We start from the raw sequence: 18347 nt of genomic DNA on the forward strand, positions 1-18347 counted from the left end.
GCCCTCACTTGTCGTCGAAGCGTTCGGCGATCACGTCCCGGTATTCCTTGTCCGAGAAATAGATCAGGAAGCCGAAATAGATCACGATGATCGCCGCGGTGAGCAGGAAGGCCGGCAGCGAGAAGGAATAGTCGAAACGCGAGGCGATGATCGGCGCCGCCGTCTCGGCGGTGAAGCCGAGCTTCTCCCAAAGCGACTGGGCGAGCGACGATTGGCCCATGCCGGTCCAACTCTTGTCGGCGAAGGCGATATCCATCTTGCCGCCACCTGCGAGGCCGAAAAAGATGGGCGCGAACAGGCTGGCGACCACCAGGACGAGGAGGACGAGTGAATCGATGATCTGGCCGAACGCCGATTGCTCGGGCGGCTGATAGGGGGTCTTGGCAGAGGGGGCTTTGGCCATGTCAGGTCCTCACCGCTTGTTCTTCTTCATTTCGTCGATGTAGTGGAGGTCGAGCCCGTAGAGATGCTGCTTGTCCTCGTGGTAGTGACGCACCAGCGCAGCGATTGCAGCGGTGTTGAACAGCAGCACGAGGCTGCCGGCGACGAGCAAGGCGACGGTGACGCCTGTCGAACCGGTGTCGGGCATGATCTTGAAAAAGACGAATAAGAGGATGAGCCAGAGAACGCCGACGGCGGCGAAGGCCCAAGCGCGGTCGCGGCGATACATCACCTCGATCCGCGGATCTTCCGATCCCGGTGTCATAGATATTTCCTCCCGATTACAGCCTCTTGCGGGTTCGCTTTTGTTACTGAGAGGCAATTTGTTTTTATACCAGGAAAGTCTGCGCCCGTTGCGCGGCCGCTGTCAAGCGCTTGTCTGACAAAAAACTTCGCATTCACGACACTTTTTGGCTGATTCAGGCCATTTTCGCATTCGTTTAATGCTCGGAAAATTTCTTGCACTTCAGGAAGACCCGCCGCAAGATCGCTGGGAGCAGGAGGCGGGCATGAGGGTCCACTGCAGTTTGCGCGAGCGCAGACCGCGCCGGGAGCGGGCGGGCGATTCGCCAATGGTGCTCGCGCGATCGCAGGCAGGACCGCCACCGCGGGGCAGAAATGCCGCCTCGCGCATCCCCGGCTTCAAAAATCGTAGCTCTTTGTCTGGAATCCCGACCTATGCTCGCCATATTGGCGGGATAACGGGCGGCATCCAGCTTGTCGCTCGGTGGGCCGCACGGTATTTTTCAAGCGTCAGCCCAATGCAGCCAGTGACTTGGCGGCGATACAGCTGGGCAGCCGCCACTGGGTTGCCTTCATACGAGCCGGAACAACTCGTCTCTCCTTGGGGGAGAGCGTGTTTTTTCTGCCGCCGGCCGAGTGCTCGAAGTTTAGAACTTCGGGCTGCGAGGCGAATGGGAATGAGCGAAGGGGGCATGCCAAGCGCCAGCCCCTCTGCGCAGGGACGTGAAAGGAGCGAGCATGACGAAGCGGGTGGTTACGCCGGCTGTCAGGACAGTGCCGACGCACGCCGCCGGGCGTGGAGACCAGACGGTCATTGCCCCGACATTGGGTCCCCGTTATGCCGATCCGATCGATCCGGGTGACGGCGAGGGCCTGTTCTCCGATGCCTTCCCCACCCGCGAGCTGCCGCCTGCCTCCGCCTTTCCCGGCCAGGATCCGCATGCACTCGGCGGCGCGCGCGACAATATCCTGGAAGTGGCGATCGGGCGCGAGGTTCGCTCTTTCCGCAACAAGCTCGGCATTACGGTCGCCGACCTCGCTGCCGCGACGGGCCTGTCGCTCGGCATGCTCTCCAAGATCGAGAACGGCGTGACCTCGCCGTCGCTCACCACGCTGCAGACCCTGTCGCGCGCGCTCGGCGTGCCGGTGACCGCCTTCTTCCGCCGCTTCGAGGAACGCCGCGAAGCCGTGTTCGTCAAGGCGGGTGAAGGCCTGCTGATCGAGCGGCGAGGCACGCGCGCCGGCCATCAATACCGCCTGCTCGGCCACAATGCCGGCAATACCGGCCGCGTGGTGGTCGAACCCTATGTCATCACGCTGACGGAGGAATCCGACGTCTTCCCGCTGTTCCAGCATTCCGGCCTGGAGTTCATCTACATGCTGGAAGGCGAGGTGATCTACCGTCACGCCGACAAGCTCTACCACCTCACGCCCGGCGACAGCCTGTTCTTCGACGCCGATGCCCCGCACGGCCCGGACGAGATGCGGCAATTGCCGATCCGCTTCCTGTCGATCATCTCCTATGCGAAGGATGAGGTGTAGGGCGCCTCGCTATCCGCGACCCGCAGCCGTCTTTGGTGCATCAAGGAAGGAACCGAGCGGCAGGCCACGCAAGAAGCTCATCGCCACCGTGATGCAGAGAATGAGCGAGGCACCGTGAAGGCTGAAAGGCAATTTCAGGTGGCGCTCGAGCCATTCCCCTCCCAGGCAACTGGTGATCTGAAGCGCGCAAAGCATCCCGAAAACAAGTCTGGAGCGTGTCACCAAACCAGCCTGTGCGCCATCACGAAGCCAAGTTCGCATGTAGGCAAAGCAAAAGAGTGGAAGCAGTACGGCGAGCAAAAACAGGCGAACCGGGCGTCCATAGCCCAGCCACGCATAGGCTGTATCGACCGATGGGCCCAACGCCAGAAACAGTGACATGACATAGCCCAGAACGATATTGGCAAGCAGCGGCGGCCAGATCAGTGCCAGGCTCGCCGTCCTGGCGGATAGGATCGCCTCGTGGTTCGAGGCCGCCTGAGGTCCGACATCGAGATAGGTCTGGTCGACAAGCAGCAAGTTCACGATGACGGCTGCAAGGCATATGGCCAACAGGAAGCCGGCCAAGATCAACCAGATATCAGTCCCCACCCAGCCGGTCTGCGTCAGGTCCACCAGTTGCGCCGCATTCTTCGGAAAGCTTGAAACGATACCGGCCGCCCAGACCAGCCAGAAACCGTTGCCAAGTCCCAGCAAGGTGATGCGATCGACGAGCCACCACAGCAGGACACAGCCTCCGAGCAAGGTTGCGATCGTCGCCAGGACGAAACCGCCTTGTGCTTCGGCGACGAGATTGGCTCCCTGTTGCAACCCCACCGCCACGCCATAGGCCTGAAAGACGGCGATCACGACGGCAACGAGACGCGCATAATCGTTCAGCTTGAACATGTTGTCGGCAGATGCCCTCTGCCATCGCGCCAGCCCTGGAAACAGCAGTTTTGCCATCTCCAGATAGGCCAGCACCGCGAAGAGCGGATTGAGGCCGAGAGCAAAGATGGAAATCTGCTTCAGCATTCCATGGCTGAAGGGGCCGAATAGCGACTCCATCGCCTCCTGGCTCAATCCCGGAAGCGAGATGGCGTTACCCAGCCTGCATAGCGCCAGAAGCAACACCAGCAATGTCAGGCGAAACCATAATCGTCTGCCACCTAGCGCAACCATGCCAGCCCCTTCCAGCCCATGGTCGTATCCTGCTCCAGTGCCCCATCCTCGGCAAGGTGCCCGCCACAAGCTGCCCGAGCATTCGACTTGACAACGGCGACCTTCACAGCCGAAACTCATTTGCATACGAACGATTTTCCGCCTTTTCAGCCTGCCTGCGGCGGTTTGCGCCCTCTCCCAGCAGCCATGACGCTGGACCGCGAGGACGCGAGCCGACACAGTCCAAGAATCATAAAGCCTCCAACATCCAGAGCGGAGACCCTGAATGCGGATCTTGTCTCGACTGGCCCTCGCCGGCACCGTTGCCGTGACCTTGTTCACGGCCCTTCCTTCCCTAGCGGCCGACAGCATCAAGATCGGCGAGATCAATTCCTATTCCGGCCTGCCCGCCTTCACCGAGCCCTACCGCAAGGGCTGGCAGCTCGCGCTGGAGGAGATCAACGCCGCCGGCGGCATCAACGGCAAGCCGCTCGAAGTGATCTCCAAGGACGATGGCGGCAAGCCGGCCAGCGCCATCACCGCCGCCAACGAGCTCACGTCGAGCGACGGCGCGGTCATGCTGATGGGCACCTTCTTCTCCAATGTCGGCTTGGCCGTCTCGGACTTCGCCAAGCAGAAGAACGTGATGTTCCTGGCGGCCGAGCCGCTGACGGACGCCATCACCTGGTCGAAGGGCAATGCCCAGACCTTCCGCCTGCGTCCCTCCAACTACATGCAGGCGGCGATGCTGGCGGAGGAAGCCGCCAAGCTGCCGGCGAAGAACTGGGCCACTGTGGCGCCCAATTACGAATATGGCCAGTCGGCCGTGACCGTGTTCAAGCAGATCCTCAGTGCCAAGCGCCCCGACGTGAAATGGGTAGGCGAGCAATGGCCGACACAGGGCAAGATCGATGCCGGCCCCGTGGTGGAAGCGCTGATCGCCACCAAGCCGGATGCCATTCTCAATGTCACCTTCGGCGGAGACCTGGTGAAGTTCGTGCGCGAGGGCTCGACCCGCGGCTTGTTCAAGGACCGGGCGGTGGTGAGCTTCCTCACCGGCGAGCCGGAATATCTCGCTCCCCTCAAGGACGAAGCGCCGACGGGCTGGATCGTCACCGGTTATCCCTGGAACGCCGTGAAGACGCCGGCGCATGAGGCTTTCCTGAAGGCCTATCAGGCCAAATACAACGACTATCCCCGCCTCGGATCGATCGTCGGCTACGTCACCATGAAGGCCGCCGCTGCCATCCTTACCAAGGCCGGCTCGACGGAGACGGAGGCCTTGATCAAGGCGGCGGAAGGCCTGCCGCTGGATACCCCGTTCGGCCCGATCAGCTTCCGCGCCATCGACCATCAATCGACCATGGGCGCCTTCGTCGGCAAGACGGCCGTGCAGGACGGCAATGGCGTGATGACTGATTTCGTCTATCGCGACGGCAAGGACTATCTGCCGGATGACGCCACGGTGAAGGGCATGCGGCCGGCCCAGTAAGGAAGACCAAGCCGAGAAAGGCGCGATATGCCTCCTCCACGAAGCAGGGGGAGGCGAATTGCGCTCCAGGTTACAGGTCGAGCCCCCCTGATCCGAGGTCTTCGTGGGAACCATCATCGCCCAATTCCTGAGCGGCCTGGCCGGGGCCGCTTCCCTGTTCCTGGTCGCGTCGGGCCTGTCGCTGATCTTTGGCGTCACCCGCATCGTCAATTTCGCCCATGGTGCCTTCTACATGCTGGGCGCCTATATCGCCTGCACGCTCGCCAATGCCTGGTCCGGCCCGCTCGGCTTCTGGCTTGCTCTGCCGGCTGCCGTGGTAATCGTGGCCGTCCTGGGCGGGTTGCTGGAGATGACGCTGCTGAGAAGGATCTACCGGGCGCCGGAACTGTTCCAGCTGCTCGCTACCTTCGGTGTCACACTGGTGGTACAGGACCTGGTGGTAATCGTCTTCGGTGCGGACGATCTGCTGGGGCCGCGCGCGCCCGGGCTGAAGGGCGCGGTCGAGATCGCCGGGAAGGCCATTCCCAGCTATGACCTTTTCCTCATCGCCATGTCGCCGCTGGTGCTCGGCCTGATCTGGCTGCTGCTCAACCGCACCCGCTGGGGCATCCTGGTGCGTGCCGCCACGCAGGATCGCGACATGGTCGCCGCTCTCGGCGTCAACCAGAAATGGCTGTTCACCGGCGTATTCATGCTCGGTGTCGGCCTCGCCGCGCTCGGCGGGGCCCTGCAGATCCCACGCGATGCCGTGACCCACCAGATGGACCTCGCCATCATCGTCGAGGCCTTCATCATCGTGGTCACCGGCGGGCTCGGCTCCATCGTGGGAGCACTCGTCGCCGCCATCCTGATCTCCGAGCTCAACGCTTTCGGCATCCTTGCCTTCCCCAAGATCTCCATCGTGCTGATCTTCCTGGTGATGGCGGTGGTGCTGGTGGTCAGGCCCTGGGGGCTGTTCGGCAAGCCGACAAGCCCGCAGCGCACCGCTCCAGGCCTCACGACACAGCCCTGGCAGCCCATGCGCATTTCCGGACGGCTGGTCGCGGCAGCCGCCATTGCCCTCGCGGCCCTGCTTCCGCTCGGCGCCAGCCCCTATGTGCTGTCGGTCGGCAGCGAGATCCTGATCTTCGTGCTTTTCGCGGCCAGCCTGCAGTTCCTGGTCTCGGTGGGCGGCCTCGTCTCCTTCGGCCATGCTGCTTTTTTTGGCCTGGGCAGCTATGGCGCCGCCTTGCTGACGACGATGCTGGGTTGGCCGATGGAAGCCGTGCTTCTGGTCGCGCCCCTGCTGGCGCTGGCGGGGGCGGTGCTCTTCGCAGGCTTCGCGGTCCGGCTCTCTGGCGTCTATCTCGCCATGCTCAGCCTCGCCTTTGCGCAGATCTGCTGGTCGATTGCCTCGCAATGGGTCGATTTCACCGGCGGCGACAATGGCATCTTGAGCGTGTGGCCGGCGAAATGGGCGTCCAAGTCCTGGGCCTTCTACGAGTTGACATTGGTTCTGGCCGTGCTGGGTGTCGGCCTGCTCAGGCTCGCTACCTTCGCGCCCTTCGGCTTCATGCTGCGGGCCGTGCGCGATTCCGACCTGCGTGCCGAAGCGGTCGGCATTGCCAAGGCGCCGGTGCAATGGGCCGCCTTCGTGCTGGCCGGCCTGCTGGCCGGTGTTTCCGGCGCCCTGTTCGCCTTCTTGAAAGGCAGCGTGTTTCCCGATGCCTTCGGCGTCACCACCTCGGTGGACGGGCTGGTGATGGTGCTGCTCGGCGGCATGGGCAGCGTCTCCGGCGCCGTGCTCGGCGCCGGCGTGTTCAAGACCCTGTCGATCTGGCTGATGAGCGCAACCGACTATTCCAAGCTCGCCATCGGCCTGTTCATCGTCGCCGTCGTGGTGCTGCTGCCGCGTGGTCTGGCGGGCCTGCGCGATCTCCTGCCCACAAAGGAGAACCGGCCATGACGGCGCTGCTGGAGGTCCGGGGGCTCGCCAAGACCTATGGCGGGGTCGAGGCGGTGAAGGACGTGTCACTCACCGTCGCGGCGGGCGAAATGGTGGCGCTGATCGGCCCCAACGGCGCCGGCAAGAGCACCTGCTTCAACATGATCCACGGCCAGATCAAGCCCGACCGCGGCTCCATCCGCCTGTTCGGCCGTGAGACGGCCGGGATGCGGCCCGCCGCAATCTCCCGCCTCGGTGTCGGGCGCACCTTCCAGATCACCGCCACCTTCGCCTCCATGCGCGTGATCGAGAACCTCCAGGTCGCCCTGGCGAGCCATGACGGCATCATTTGGCGGCGCTTTTCCCGCCTCGACCGCTACAAGCGAGCAGAGGCCCAGGCCCTGCTCGATCTCGTCGGCATCGGCGCCCTGGCCGATCATCCCTGTGCCGAACTCGCCTATGGCGATCTCAAGCGGCTGGAACTGGCCGTGGCTCTTTCCAACGAGCCGCGCCTTCTCCTGATGGATGAACCGACGGCCGGCATGGCCCCTGGCGCGCGCATCGCCATGATGGCCCTGGCAGCGGGCATCGCCCGTGGGCGCGGCATCGGCATCCTGTTCACCGAGCACGACATGGACGTGGTGTTCGAGCATGCCGACAGGCTCCTGGTGCTCGATCGCGGCCGCCTGATCGCCGCGGGCGACGCCGAGACCGTGCGCAACGACCCGCAAGTGCGCGCCGTCTACCTTGGCGATGGCACGGTCTTCGCGCCCGCCGGGACTCATGCGGAGGAACAGGCCCGATGAAGCTGGAGATCGCCGACCTCGACAGTTTCTATGGCCCCGCCCATATCCTGCACCAGGTCAGCCTCGAGATCGGACAGGGCGAGGTCGTGGCCTTGCTCGGCCGCAACGGCGCCGGCAAATCCACCACCTTCCGCTCGATCATCGGGCTGGTCGCCGACCGGCGCGGCGCCATCCGCCTCGACGGCGCCGACATCATCCGCCTACCCGTCTACGAGATCGCCCGCCTTGGCATCGGCTATGTACCGGAGGATCGCCGCATCTTCGCCGACCTGACGGTCGCCGAGAATCTGGAGGTGGGCCGCCGACCGCCCCGCCAGGGCCTGAAACCCTGGACGCCGGAACGGCTCTACGAGCTCTTTCCCAATCTTGCCGCCATGCCGGGCCGGCTGGGCGGGCGGATGAGCGGCGGCGAGCAGCAGATGCTGACCATCGCTCGCACCTTGATGGGCAATCCCGCCATCCTGCTGCTGGACGAGCCCTCCGAAGGCCTCGCGCCCAAGATCGTCGAGGACATGGCGCGTGCCATCCTGCTTCTCAAGCAAGAGGGGCTGTCGATCCTGCTCTCCGAGCAGAACCTGCATTTCGCCCGCCTGATCGCCGATCGCGCCTATGTCATCGAGAGCGGCGTGATCCGTTATTCCGGTACGATGGCGGCACTCGACGCCGACAGTGCCGTGCAGACGGAGTATCTGGCGTTGTAGCCGCGCCGAAATGGGCGTATATACCGACCCGTATATACGCCCATTGGGTTTGTCGATGCCACACTACGCAAAGGTTTTTCGCTCCGGGAATTCCCAGGCCGTCCGCCTGCCAAAGGAATTCCGCTTCCAGGTCGACGAGGTCGAGGTCATCCGGGAAGGCGATGCTCTCATCCTGCGCCCCCGTGCCGACCCCGCCCAGAACTGGGCCTCCCTGCGGGCGGCTCTCGAACTCGGTTTCAGCAACGACTTTCTGGCTGACGGCCGCGAAGAGCCAGCGACGCCGGATCGGCCCGGGCTCGACGAGTTCTTCGAATGATCCGCTACCTCATCGACACCAACGCGATTATTGCTCTCAAGAACCAGCGTTCACGCGTATTGCTCGATCGCATACTGGCCTGCAGGCCGGGCGAGATCGCCCTTTCCACCATTGTCCTACATGAACTCTATTACGGCGCCTATCGCAGCCAGAAGATCGACCGCAATCTCGAGGTCATCCGCCTGATCAAGCGCGATTTCGAGGTTCTCGACCTCGATGACGGCGATGCCCGCGAAGCCGGTGATATCAGGGCCGCTCTGGCGGCGGCTGGAGCGCCGATCGGGTCCTATAACCTGCTGATAGCCGGGCAAGCTATCGCCCGATCGCTGACTCTGGTGTCGAATAATGTGGGCGAATTCAGCCGGATTCCAAAGCTCAGCCTGGAAGACTGGACGCTGCCGTCGCCAACGGGCTTTCACGAATCCTGAGGCGCAAGCCCGCCTGTCATCCTTCAGGTCCGCGCTCCCCTCGCTCACAAGCTACATCGGAAAAAAGTTGAACGCTCGGGAATAAAACCCCGATCGCCGTGATCTGGATCGGCATGGGCTGCCGGCAGCCCCTTTCAGCATCCGGAGCGAGAGATGATCCATTCCCACAATACACCTTCTCCAGATGGAGACGGTGCCGGCCGTCGCCGCCGCGCGGACCTGTTTGGATTGCCTTCGGCCGCCCGCCTCTACCGCCATGCCTTGGCGCGCCTCGCCCTGCAATTCGCCCTGCTGTCCCTACCCGCCTTGGTCGGCGCCCGCTGCCCTCTCCAAGCAACCGCAGACAACTTCGCCTTCGCGCAGGCCCGGGATTTCAGCTATTCCTGTTCCCGGCCCACGCCGATGACCGGCAAAGTCGCGATGCGGTGGGCTACGCATTGATCGAACTAGGGTTGGGGCGGGAAGGACGAGTGGCGATGACGGCGCATGCCGACACGAATCCCGACACGCCATGGCTGCTGCCATCGATCCGGCGGCTGGCTGCATGGTGGCATGGCGTCTGGGCCATGGCCGCAACCGGGCAACCTTCCGCCCGGGCGGTCGGGAATGCCGAAACGCTCGCCCGGTTCCAGGCCGTGATACTGCCCCATCTCGATGCTGCGCATAATCTGGCACGTTATCTCTGCCGTGATGCCGACATCGCCGAGGACATCGTGCAGGAGGCCTTCCTGCGCGCCTTTCGCGGCTTTGCCGACTATCGCGGTGGCAGCGCGCGCGCCTGGCTGCTGACCATCGTGCGCAATTGCCATCGCTCCTGGTGGCAGGCGCGCCAGCGCAGCATCCATACCGAACCGCTCGATGATGGCGAAGGCGGGGAAGAACGCACCGACCTGCCGCATGACGAGGCGAGCCCGGAAGCCGCCTTGCTGCAGGGCGCCGAAGCGGGTGAGATCCGCGAGGTTCTCGACGGCCTGCCCGAAGTCTTTCGCGAGATCCTGGTCCTGCGCGAAATGGAGGATCTGTCCTATCGGGAGATCGCGGACACGATAGTGGCCCCCATGGGCACGGTGATGTCGCGGCTTGCCCGCGCGCGGGCTTTGTTCGCCGCGGCGTGGAAAAGCCGGCAGGCGGGTCTGGGAGAGGAGGCATGAGCATGCCAGAAACATCCCACCAGGACTGGGACAAGCTGCTGCAGCTCTATGCCGATGGCGAACTCGACGCTGCCAACGCCATGCGGGTGGAGGACCATCTCACCGGCTGCCCCGACTGCAACGCGCGACTTGCCGAAATCGAGGCGATCCGGGCAATGATCACCCAGGACGGCGTGCGCTGGCCGGCCTCCGCAACCTTGCATGGCCGAGTGGCAGCGGCCCTGCGCCGCGAAGCCGGTGCTCCCCGGACTTCCCCCCTCGCCGGCCTCGACTGGCGCCTGTTTGTCGACCGTTTCACGCGCTGGAGCCTACTGCCTTCGCTGGCCGTCCTGGCCGCCTGCGCGCTGTTCGTGACGATGCGGCCGCAACCGGGCCCGCCACTGGAAGACGAGCTGATTTCCAGCCATGTCCATTCCTTGCTCGCCAACCACCTGACCGACGTCGCCACCTCCGACCAGCACACCGTCAAGCCCTGGTTCAACGGCAAGATCGATTTCTCGCCGCCGGTGATGGATCTCAAGACTCAGGGTTTCCCGCTGGTCGGCGGGCGTGTGGACTATCTCAATGGCCGGGTGGTCGCCGCGCTGATCTATCGGCGCAGCGGCCATGTCATCAATCTCTTCATCTGGCCTGATACGGACGCCCCTGCCCCAGCCGGCGAGCGCGAGGGCTACACGCTCCTGAACTGGACCCAGGCAGGGCTGAATTTCTGGGCGGTTTCCGACCTGAACCAAGCGGAGTTGAAGCAATTCCAGCAGGATTTCGTCGAGGCCTCACCGAAATGAGGGCTGTACTTCGGCCCACCAACGCTGGATGCCCGGGTCAAGCCCGGGCATGAGCATATCTGGAGCCTGCTATCCTACCGCGCGGCGGTAGAGATGCCAGGTCGCATGTCCCAGCACCGGCATGGCGACGATCAGGCCGAGCAGTGCGGGTAGCGAGCCGAGCACCAGGGCGCAGGCGACGATGAAACCCCAGGCCAGCATCGGGCCAAGATTGGCGCGCACCACATCCACCGATGTCCTGACCGCGGTGCCGATCCGCACCTTGCGGTCGAGCAGCATGGGAAAGGACACCACACTGATCGCCAGGACCACCAGGGCGAACAGGAAGCCGGCTCCCACGCCGAGCACGATCATCGCCCAGCCGGCGCCGGTGGTGAAGACATCAGAGACGAAGGCGGAGACCGAGACCGGGAGGGCCGGGCCGAGCGTATAGCGATAGATAAGCGCGGCGACACCGAGCCAGAGCGCGAAGATCACGGCCAGGATCAGGCTAAGCCCAAGGATGGCACCGAAATTGGGCGATCGCGCCACGTCGAGCGTATGCGCCCAGGTGGCCTCGAGACCCTGCTCGCGGCGGCGGCTCATTTCGTAGAGCCCGATCGCAGCAACCGGGCCGACCAGGGCAAAGCCCGATACCAGCGGGAAGAGCATTGGCAGCATGCCGTTGCCGAAGGCGAACTGAGCCAGTACCAGGCCGGCCAGCGGATAGATCAGGCCGATGAAGATGACGTCGGTGCGATAAGCGCCGAAATCCTGGAAGCCCTTGATCAGGACCTCGCGCAGATCAGCAAAACCGATCTGGCGGACGACGGGCGTCGAGGTCTCGAACTGGGCGGCGGGGCGATGCAGGGTGGTACCGAGGGCGCCCACGCCATTGGCGGCGCCGCGGACGGCATCGATACCCCATTCGATGGGATTTCTGATCGTCATGGTCCTACTCCCGAAAGGAATTTCGAGAGGCCGCAACCGAAGTGGGAAGCGTCGAACGGGGATATCGACGCGGGAACAACCACGACGAACACGACCTGGAGAGCCGCGACAATACGCCTCATGAGGGCGAATGTCAGCCTCCTATCTCGCCCCGGTCCTGTCACTTGCGCGTGTGCTTGCCGCCCGCCCGGCCGTCGGTAAGAGTGGGCCTTCGGAACAGCATCGGATTCGCCAATGATCACACTTCTCGCACTATCCGGCAGCCTTCGCCTTGGCTCGTCGAATACCGTGCTGCTCGAAGCGGCGGGGTTGCTGGCGCCGGCCGGCATGCGGATCGAGCCCTATCACGGCATCGGCACGCTGCCCCATTTCAACCCGGATCTCGACGGTGATAATCCGCCCGAGGCTGTTACAGCCCTGCGGCGCCAGGTCGGCGCCTCCAACGGCCTCCTGATCTCCTGCCCGGAATATGCCCGCGGCATTCCGGGCTCCTTCAAGAATGCTCTCGACTGGCTGGTCGGCAGCTTCGAATTTCCGGGCAAGCCGGTCGCCCTGTTCAATGCCTCCCCGCGCGCCAGCGACGCGCAGGCGGCCTTGCGCCTGGTCTTGACCACGATGTCGGCCCGCATCGTCGAGGAAGCCTCGATCACGCTGCCTTTGCTGGCGTCCAGGCTGGACGCAGCCGGCATGGCCGGGAACGCCGAGATCGCTACGTCGGTCATGGCGGCACTGACGGCCCTCGCGCGGACGATCGAAGCCTCCGTACAGACGGAGTAGGGAGGCCCCGGCTAACTCACCCGTACCAGCCGACGGACATCGGCCTCGAGCTGGCGAGTCAGGGCCTTACGATCGGTGGTGGCGTCGCAGGCGATCGCTTCGCCCCAGTTCACCACCGCGTCGATCGGTGGACCGGAGAGAATGCCGACGAGATGCGGCGCCAGATCCATGTCGCCGATCCAGACGACCTCCTTCATCGCCCCGCGCCCGATCGGCAGCCCGCCGCGCTTGGCATAGCGCAAGGCGAGCGGCTGGACATAGGCGGCGGCCTCGCCGCCATCGAGCGCCTCGCGCGCCGCACCCACCAGAGCCGAGCGGAAGGGCAGCACATGCACCCCGTCACCGGTGGTGCCTTCGCCGAACAGCACCATGGCATCGCCCGACTTCAGCCGGGCACCGATGGCGGCGGTGGCGTGGCCGGTCTTGTAGCGGCGTTCGCGCTCGATGAAAACCGAACGCTGCAGCTGGGCGAACAGGCCGATCACCGGCCAGCCGCGCACCTCGCTCTTGGCGATGAAGGACAGGGGAGCCAGAGCGCCGAGCACCACGATGTCGAGCCAGGAGACATGGTTGGCGACGATCAGCAGCGGCCGTTGCCGAGCCTGGACGCCGTTGACGGCAACCTTGACGCCGATGATGGCGAGCACGCTGCGATGGAAGAACACCGGCAGGCGGCGGGCGAGCGCCCAGTCCCGTTTCACGGCCAGCCATTGCAGCGGGATCAGGGGCAGGGCCAGCAAAGCGACGGCAGCAATACGGCAGATCGCCTTGAGGCGCATGGGAAGGCATCCGGGGAATCGGGGCCTTCATAGGCGAAAGCTGGGGTGGAGGGCAAATGGGGTTCGCCGGGTGCGCGGACGTCCCTGCCCATAAGCGCTAACTTTGGGTGGTGGCACCAGATTGGAGGGTCGATCTCCAGATCGACCATCTTGGAAATGTCGAGCCACATAGAGGACAAAGGTGGTCGATCTCGCTCCATCAATTGATGGAGCTGTGGAGATCGACCCTCCACGCTACCCGCGCCTCCGGCCGCAAAATTAGCGCCTATGGGCTGGAAGCCTGCGATCCCAGGAAATTTACTCCGCCGCGGTCATCAGGCCGGACTTCTTCTCGGCGGCGATAGCGGGCACATCCGGCGCGGACGGCTGCACGTCGTGCTGCTCCGGTTCGGGCAGGACGTCGTCGGTGCGTGCCGGCAGATCCTCCGGCTTGCGGGAAAACCAGCCGGCGACACGGTCAAGGGCGAGGTAGACCACCGGCGTGATGTAGAGGGTGAGCATTTGCGACACGATCAGGCCGCCGGCCACGGTGACACCGAGCGGCCGGCGCAGTTCGGCACCGGCGCCATGGCCGAGGGCGATCGGCAGCGCACCGAGGATGGCGGCGAGCGAGGTCATCATGATCGGGCGGAAGCGCAGCACCGCCGCCTCTACGATGGCCTCCTTGGCGGAAAGACCCGCCGAGCGGCGCTGCACGGCGAAGTCCACCATCATGATGGCGTTCTTCTTGACGATGCCGATCAGCATGATCAGGCCGATCATGGCGATGATGGAGAGGTCCATAGAGAACATCTGCAGGGTCAAAAGAGCCCCAATGCCAGCCGTCGGCAGGCCCGACAGGATGGTGATCGGGTGGATGAAGCTCTCATAAAGAATGCCGAGCAGGATATAGACCACCAGCACCGCGGCGAAGAGCAGGAGCGGCATGCTGGCCAGCGAATCCTGGAACTGCTGCGCCGTGCCCTGGAACTGGGTGGAGATCGTCTTGGGAATGTCGAGCTCCGCCGTCGCCTGCTGGATGGCGTCCACCGCCTGGCTGAGTGCGACGCCGGGCTGGAGGTTGAAGGAGATCGTCACCGAAGGCAGCTGGCCGATATGGGAGAGCGAGACGGCCGACGGCTTTTGCTCGACTCGCGCCACGCTGTCGAGCGGGATCAGCACTCCCGAGTTCGAGCGAACATTGAGCTTTCGCATCAGGTCCTGCGGCGAGCTGTAGGCCTGGCTCGCCTCCAGGATCACTTCATAGGTATTTTCGGGCGCATAGATGGTCGAGACCTGGCTGGTGCCATAGGCCGAATAGAGCGCGGAGCGGATCTGGTCGACGGTGATGCCCAGCTTGGCGGCATTGTCACGGTCGATCGAGACGACGGCGTCGCGTGCCTTGATCTGCAGGTCGGAATTGACGCCAGTGATGCCCGGAATCTGGGTCATGCGCGTTTGCAGCTTCTGGGCGTTGGCCCTGAGCTCATCGACGTCGGGCGACATCAGGGCGTATTGATACTGGCTGCGCGAGCGGGTGGCGCCGATATTGATCGACTGCACCGCCTGGAAATAGGTGTTGATGCCCGGCACCTTCGCCGCTTCCTGGGCGAGGCGCTTGATCACCACATCGATCGGGTCCTGGCGCGCCGGCTTGTCGCGCAACTGGATGTTCATGGAGCCGGAGCTGATCTGGCTGGTCGCCCCGCCGCCGATGCTCGACAGGATGGAGACGACGTCGGGATCCTTGCGCAATTCGGTGACGACGGCCTGCTGGCGCGCCATCATGGCCTCGAAGGAGACATCGTCGGGGCCTACCGTCGAGACGCTGACAAAGCCCATGTCTTCCTGCGGGAAGAAGCCCTTGGGGATGTTGACGAACAGGATGGCGGTAACGACGAAGGTCGCTGCCGTGACGGTGAGCATGAAGCCAGGCGAATTGACCGCCCAGCGCACCGTGAGGGCATAGCCCCTGGTCAACCAGTTGAAGCCGGCCTCGAACAGGCGCAGCAGCAGACCCGGACGCTTTTCCTCCTGATGCTCCTTGATCAGCCGCGAGCACAGCATCGGTGTCAGCGTCAGCGAGACCACGCCGGAGATCAGGATGGCGATGGCCATGACATAGCCGAATTCGGAGAACATCCGCCCGACGATGCCGCCCATGAAGATCACCGGGATGAACACAGCGATCAGCGACAGCGTCATCGCCAGGATGGTGAAGCCGACTTCGCGCGAGCCGATCAGAGCGGCCGCGAAGGGCTTCTGCCCCAGTTCGACATGGCGGACGATGTTCTCCAGCATGACGATGGCGTCGTCGACCACGAAGCCGACGCACAGCGTCAAGGCGAGCAGGGAGATGTTGTCGATCGAAAAGCCGAGCACATACATGCCCGCAAAGGTGCCGATCAGCGAGATCGGCAGGGCGATGGCCGGGATCAGGGTGGCCCGCGCGCTGCGCAGGAAGAAGTAGATCACCATGATCACCAGCAGGATCGACAGGCCCAGTGTGAACTCGACGTCCTCCACCGCGGCGCGGATCGGCACGGAGCGATCCAACAGCATGTCGAGGCTGACCCCGACCGGCAGGCTTTCGCGGATCTTGGGCAGGGTGTTCTTGACCGCGTCGACCACGGCGACCGTGTTGGCGTCAGGCTGGCGCTGGATGGCGATGATGATGCCGCGGGTATCGTTGCGCCAGGCTGCGGTCTTGTCGTTCTCCACGCTGTCGACGGCCCGCGCCACATCCTGCAGCAGCACGGGGGCGCCGTTCTTGGACGACACCACGATCGGCATATAGCCCTTGGCATAGCGGATCGGGCCGGTGGCATCGAGGATGAGGTTGCGGCCGTTATTGCTGGTCGAACCGACCGGCGTGTTGGAATTGGCGGCCGCAACGGCCTTCTGCACATCGTCGAGGGTCAGTCCACGCGCAGTGAGCTGGTCGAGGTCCGCCTCCACCCGCACGGCATATTGCTGCGAACCCCAGATATTGACCTGGGCGACGCCCGGCAACGTCGCCAGCAGCGGCTGAATGTTGGACTGGGCGAAGCGGTCGATATCCGATGTGCGCGCCTGGTCGGAGGTCAGCGCCATGAAGATCACCGGCTGGTCGGCCGGGTTGACCTTCCTGAAGCTTGGCGGTGTCGTCATCTCGTTCGGCAACTGGCGCTGCGCCGTAGCAATCGCCGCCTGCACGTCCAGCGCCGCGCCGTCAACGTTGCGGTTGAGGTCGAACTGCAGGACGATCTGGGTCGAGCCGAGATAGGAGGTCGACGACATCGTCGAGATGCCGGAGATCGCCGAGAACTGCTTCTCGAGAATGGCGGCCACCGAAGACGCCATGGTTTCGGGGCTGGCGCCCGGCAGGGTCGCGGTCACCGAAATGGTTGGGAAATCGACGCGTGGCACGGCCGCCACCGGCAATTGCCGGTAGCCGAACCAACCGGCCGCAATGAAGGAGACCATCAACAGGATGGTCATGACCGGGCGGCGGATGCACAGTTCCGAAAGCAACGGCTTGTCTCCCGGCTTCAGCTCTTGGCACTGGTATTGGCGGCGGTGCTCTCCTTGGCTCCCGCATTGATGGCGACCGGCGCGCCGTCGACCAGGCGCAACACGCCGTCGACCACCACCTGCTCGCCGCTCTCGACGCCGCTGGTGAGTACGGCATCGGCGCCGGTGACGCGCGCCACGGTCACGGGCCGAAGCTCAGCCGTTTTACCATCTTTCACCACGAAGACGTAGCTCCCCTTTTGGCCGAGCTGAACGGCAGCGTCCGGAACCACCACCTGCGGGCTGGCATCGGGCAGGACCACCTGCACATTGACGAAGGCACCGCCCCACAGGACCTCGTGCGGATTGGGAATGTCGGCCTTGACCAGGATGGTTCCCGTGGCGGCATCGATGGTGTTCTCCACGAAGGACACCTGCCCGGTGAGCGTATTCTTGCCGGTGATGGCGTCGACACGCACAGGCCCCTTCGCCATGCCCTCACGCAACTCGGCCAGGCGTGCCTGCGGGATCGAGAAGGCCACTACGGCCGGATCGAGCTGGTTCACGGTGGCGAGCGGACTGGTGTCGGAGGTGCGCACCGTCGAACCGGGCTTGACCGGGATCGAGCCGATGCGGCCGGGCACGGGCGCGCGGATCACGGTATAATCGAGCGTCACCTGCGCCGCTTCCAGCGAGGCCTGGTCTGCCTGGAGCTGAGCCTGCCCGACCTTGAGAGCGGTGGCAGCCGTATCGCGCGTGGTCGCCGCGCCGGCATTGCGGGCGAGCAGGTCATTGGCGCGGGAAAGGTCGATCTGGGCCTGAGCGATCTGGGCCTGGTCGCGCGCGATCTGGGCCTGGATCTGCGCGACCTGCGCCTTGATGGCACGATCGTCCAGGGTGAAGAGAATGTCGCCCTGCTTGACCTCGGATCCCTCGGCGACGTTGACGCTCGTCACCGCGGTGTTGTCGAGGCGGGTGCGGATCTGGATGGAGGCATAGGGCGTGGCGGTGCCGACGGCATCGATAACCATCGGCATCTGCTTGGCGACCGCCTGGGTGAGCACCACGGGCACGGGCGCGACGTTGCGCTGCGCGGACTTGCTGCCGCCGCCGGCTGGCTGGGGCTCCTCGGGCTTGTGCAGAGCATCGGCAAAACCGGGAAGAGCAGCGATAAGTGACTTCGAGGCCGGCACCGTCTGTACCAGCCAGGGCACCAGGGCGGCACGCTGCCACCAGGCCAGGCCAACGACCACAACGAGAATAAGCACGAAATTGAGAAGACGCTTCATCGAGCCGCCATCAGATCTTCATTAAATCCGGGCAGGCGAGGCCTCCCCCTTTTTCAAAACGATACGCCCCGCTCCCGAATATATCCGGAAACGGGTGCTGCAGTGTATCCATGCGCACAAATTGCAGCGAGT

Annotated in this window: 18 protein-coding genes; 11 read left to right on the forward strand and 7 right to left on the reverse strand. The window is 64.3% G+C overall.

Features of this window, described 5'->3' with window-relative positions; translation table 11 throughout:
* Window positions 1-4 precede the first annotated feature (4 nt).
* On the reverse strand, window positions 5-403 hold the full coding sequence (locus ACR9ZN_RS21405) for a hypothetical protein (protein WP_434958452.1): 399 nt from the start codon (window positions 401-403) through the stop codon (window positions 5-7).
* 9 nt (window positions 404-412) lie between these two features.
* Window positions 413-706 (reverse strand): hypothetical protein, encoded by a 294-nt coding sequence (locus ACR9ZN_RS21410; RefSeq protein WP_434958453.1) that lies wholly within the window; start codon window positions 704-706, stop codon window positions 413-415.
* A 716-nt stretch (window positions 707-1422) separates the two neighbouring features.
* Here ACR9ZN_RS21410 and ACR9ZN_RS21415 point away from each other — a divergent pair.
* Window positions 1423-2226: a helix-turn-helix domain-containing protein gene (locus ACR9ZN_RS21415; RefSeq protein ID WP_434958454.1), complete on the forward strand. Its 804-nt coding sequence runs from the start codon at window positions 1423-1425 to the stop codon at window positions 2224-2226.
* Window positions 2227-2235: 9 nt separating this feature from the next.
* Here the strand turns inward: ACR9ZN_RS21415 and ACR9ZN_RS21420 are convergent, their stop codons facing one another.
* Window positions 2236-3513, reverse strand: a complete 1278-nt coding sequence (locus tag ACR9ZN_RS21420; RefSeq protein WP_481273129.1) for a hypothetical protein — start codon at window positions 3511-3513, stop codon at window positions 2236-2238.
* 139 nt (window positions 3514-3652) lie between these two features.
* On the opposite strand from ACR9ZN_RS21420, the gene ACR9ZN_RS21425 reads away from it, so the two are divergent.
* From ACR9ZN_RS21425 to ACR9ZN_RS21465, 9 genes are all read left to right on the forward strand, one after another.
* Window positions 3653-4858, forward strand: a complete 1206-nt coding sequence (locus tag ACR9ZN_RS21425) for an ABC transporter substrate-binding protein (protein WP_454816436.1) — start codon at window positions 3653-3655, stop codon at window positions 4856-4858.
* A 103-nt stretch (window positions 4859-4961) separates the two neighbouring features.
* Window positions 4962-6803, forward strand: a complete 1842-nt coding sequence (locus tag ACR9ZN_RS21430) for an ABC transporter permease (RefSeq protein ID WP_454816438.1) — start codon at window positions 4962-4964, stop codon at window positions 6801-6803.
* A complete protein-coding gene (locus tag ACR9ZN_RS21435) occupies window positions 6800-7588 on the forward strand; it encodes an ABC transporter ATP-binding protein (protein WP_481273130.1) in 789 nt (262 codons plus the stop codon). Before ACR9ZN_RS21430 ends, ACR9ZN_RS21435 begins: the two co-directional genes overlap by 4 nt.
* Window positions 7585-8289 (forward strand): ABC transporter ATP-binding protein, encoded by a 705-nt coding sequence (locus ACR9ZN_RS21440; RefSeq protein ID WP_454816442.1) that lies wholly within the window; start codon window positions 7585-7587, stop codon window positions 8287-8289. The genes ACR9ZN_RS21435 and ACR9ZN_RS21440 overlap by 4 nt, the downstream gene beginning before the upstream one ends.
* A gap of 55 nt (window positions 8290-8344) precedes the next feature.
* The gene (locus tag ACR9ZN_RS21445; RefSeq protein WP_441771065.1) at window positions 8345-8605 is read left to right on the forward strand and encodes an antitoxin; all 261 of its coding nucleotides are present in this window, start codon (window positions 8345-8347) and stop codon (window positions 8603-8605) included.
* Window positions 8602-9033, forward strand: coding sequence for a PIN domain-containing protein (locus tag ACR9ZN_RS21450; protein WP_481273131.1), 432 nt, complete (start codon window positions 8602-8604; stop codon window positions 9031-9033). Before ACR9ZN_RS21445 ends, ACR9ZN_RS21450 begins: the two co-directional genes overlap by 4 nt.
* 153 nt (window positions 9034-9186) lie before the next feature.
* Entirely contained in the window at window positions 9187-9474 is a 288-nt protein-coding gene (locus tag ACR9ZN_RS21455; protein ID WP_454816446.1) for a hypothetical protein, read from the forward strand.
* A gap of 35 nt (window positions 9475-9509) precedes the next feature.
* Window positions 9510-10184, forward strand: coding sequence for a sigma-70 family RNA polymerase sigma factor (locus tag ACR9ZN_RS21460; RefSeq protein WP_454816448.1), 675 nt, complete (start codon window positions 9510-9512; stop codon window positions 10182-10184).
* Window positions 10185-10186: 2 nt separating this feature from the next.
* Window positions 10187-10969 (forward strand): anti-sigma factor family protein, encoded by a 783-nt coding sequence (locus ACR9ZN_RS21465; RefSeq protein ID WP_481273132.1) that lies wholly within the window; start codon window positions 10187-10189, stop codon window positions 10967-10969.
* A gap of 69 nt (window positions 10970-11038) precedes the next feature.
* Here ACR9ZN_RS21465 and ACR9ZN_RS21470 read toward each other — a convergent pair whose 3' ends face one another.
* Window positions 11039-11899: a DUF2189 domain-containing protein gene (locus ACR9ZN_RS21470; RefSeq protein WP_481273133.1), complete on the reverse strand. Its 861-nt coding sequence runs from the start codon at window positions 11897-11899 to the stop codon at window positions 11039-11041.
* A 234-nt stretch (window positions 11900-12133) separates the two neighbouring features.
* On the opposite strand from ACR9ZN_RS21470, the gene ACR9ZN_RS21475 reads away from it, so the two are divergent.
* Complete coding sequence (locus ACR9ZN_RS21475; protein ID WP_454816452.1) at window positions 12134-12676, forward strand: NADPH-dependent FMN reductase; 543 nt, start codon at window positions 12134-12136, stop codon at window positions 12674-12676.
* 11 nt (window positions 12677-12687) lie between these two features.
* Here the strand turns inward: ACR9ZN_RS21475 and olsA are convergent, their stop codons facing one another.
* The 3 genes from olsA to ACR9ZN_RS21490 all read right to left on the reverse strand — a co-directional run bounded on the left by olsA (window position 12688) and on the right by ACR9ZN_RS21490 (window position 18215).
* Window positions 12688-13455: a lyso-ornithine lipid O-acyltransferase gene (gene olsA, locus ACR9ZN_RS21480; protein WP_481273134.1), complete on the reverse strand. Its 768-nt coding sequence runs from the start codon at window positions 13453-13455 to the stop codon at window positions 12688-12690.
* A 297-nt stretch (window positions 13456-13752) separates the two neighbouring features.
* Entirely contained in the window at window positions 13753-16947 is a 3195-nt protein-coding gene (locus ACR9ZN_RS21485; RefSeq protein ID WP_481273135.1) for an efflux RND transporter permease subunit, read from the reverse strand.
* A gap of 17 nt (window positions 16948-16964) precedes the next feature.
* Entirely contained in the window at window positions 16965-18215 is a 1251-nt protein-coding gene (locus ACR9ZN_RS21490; RefSeq protein WP_434958469.1) for an efflux RND transporter periplasmic adaptor subunit, read from the reverse strand.
* Window positions 18216-18347 lie beyond the last annotated feature (132 nt).

Source organism: Labrys sp. HAY1-8F (assembly GCF_056754975.1).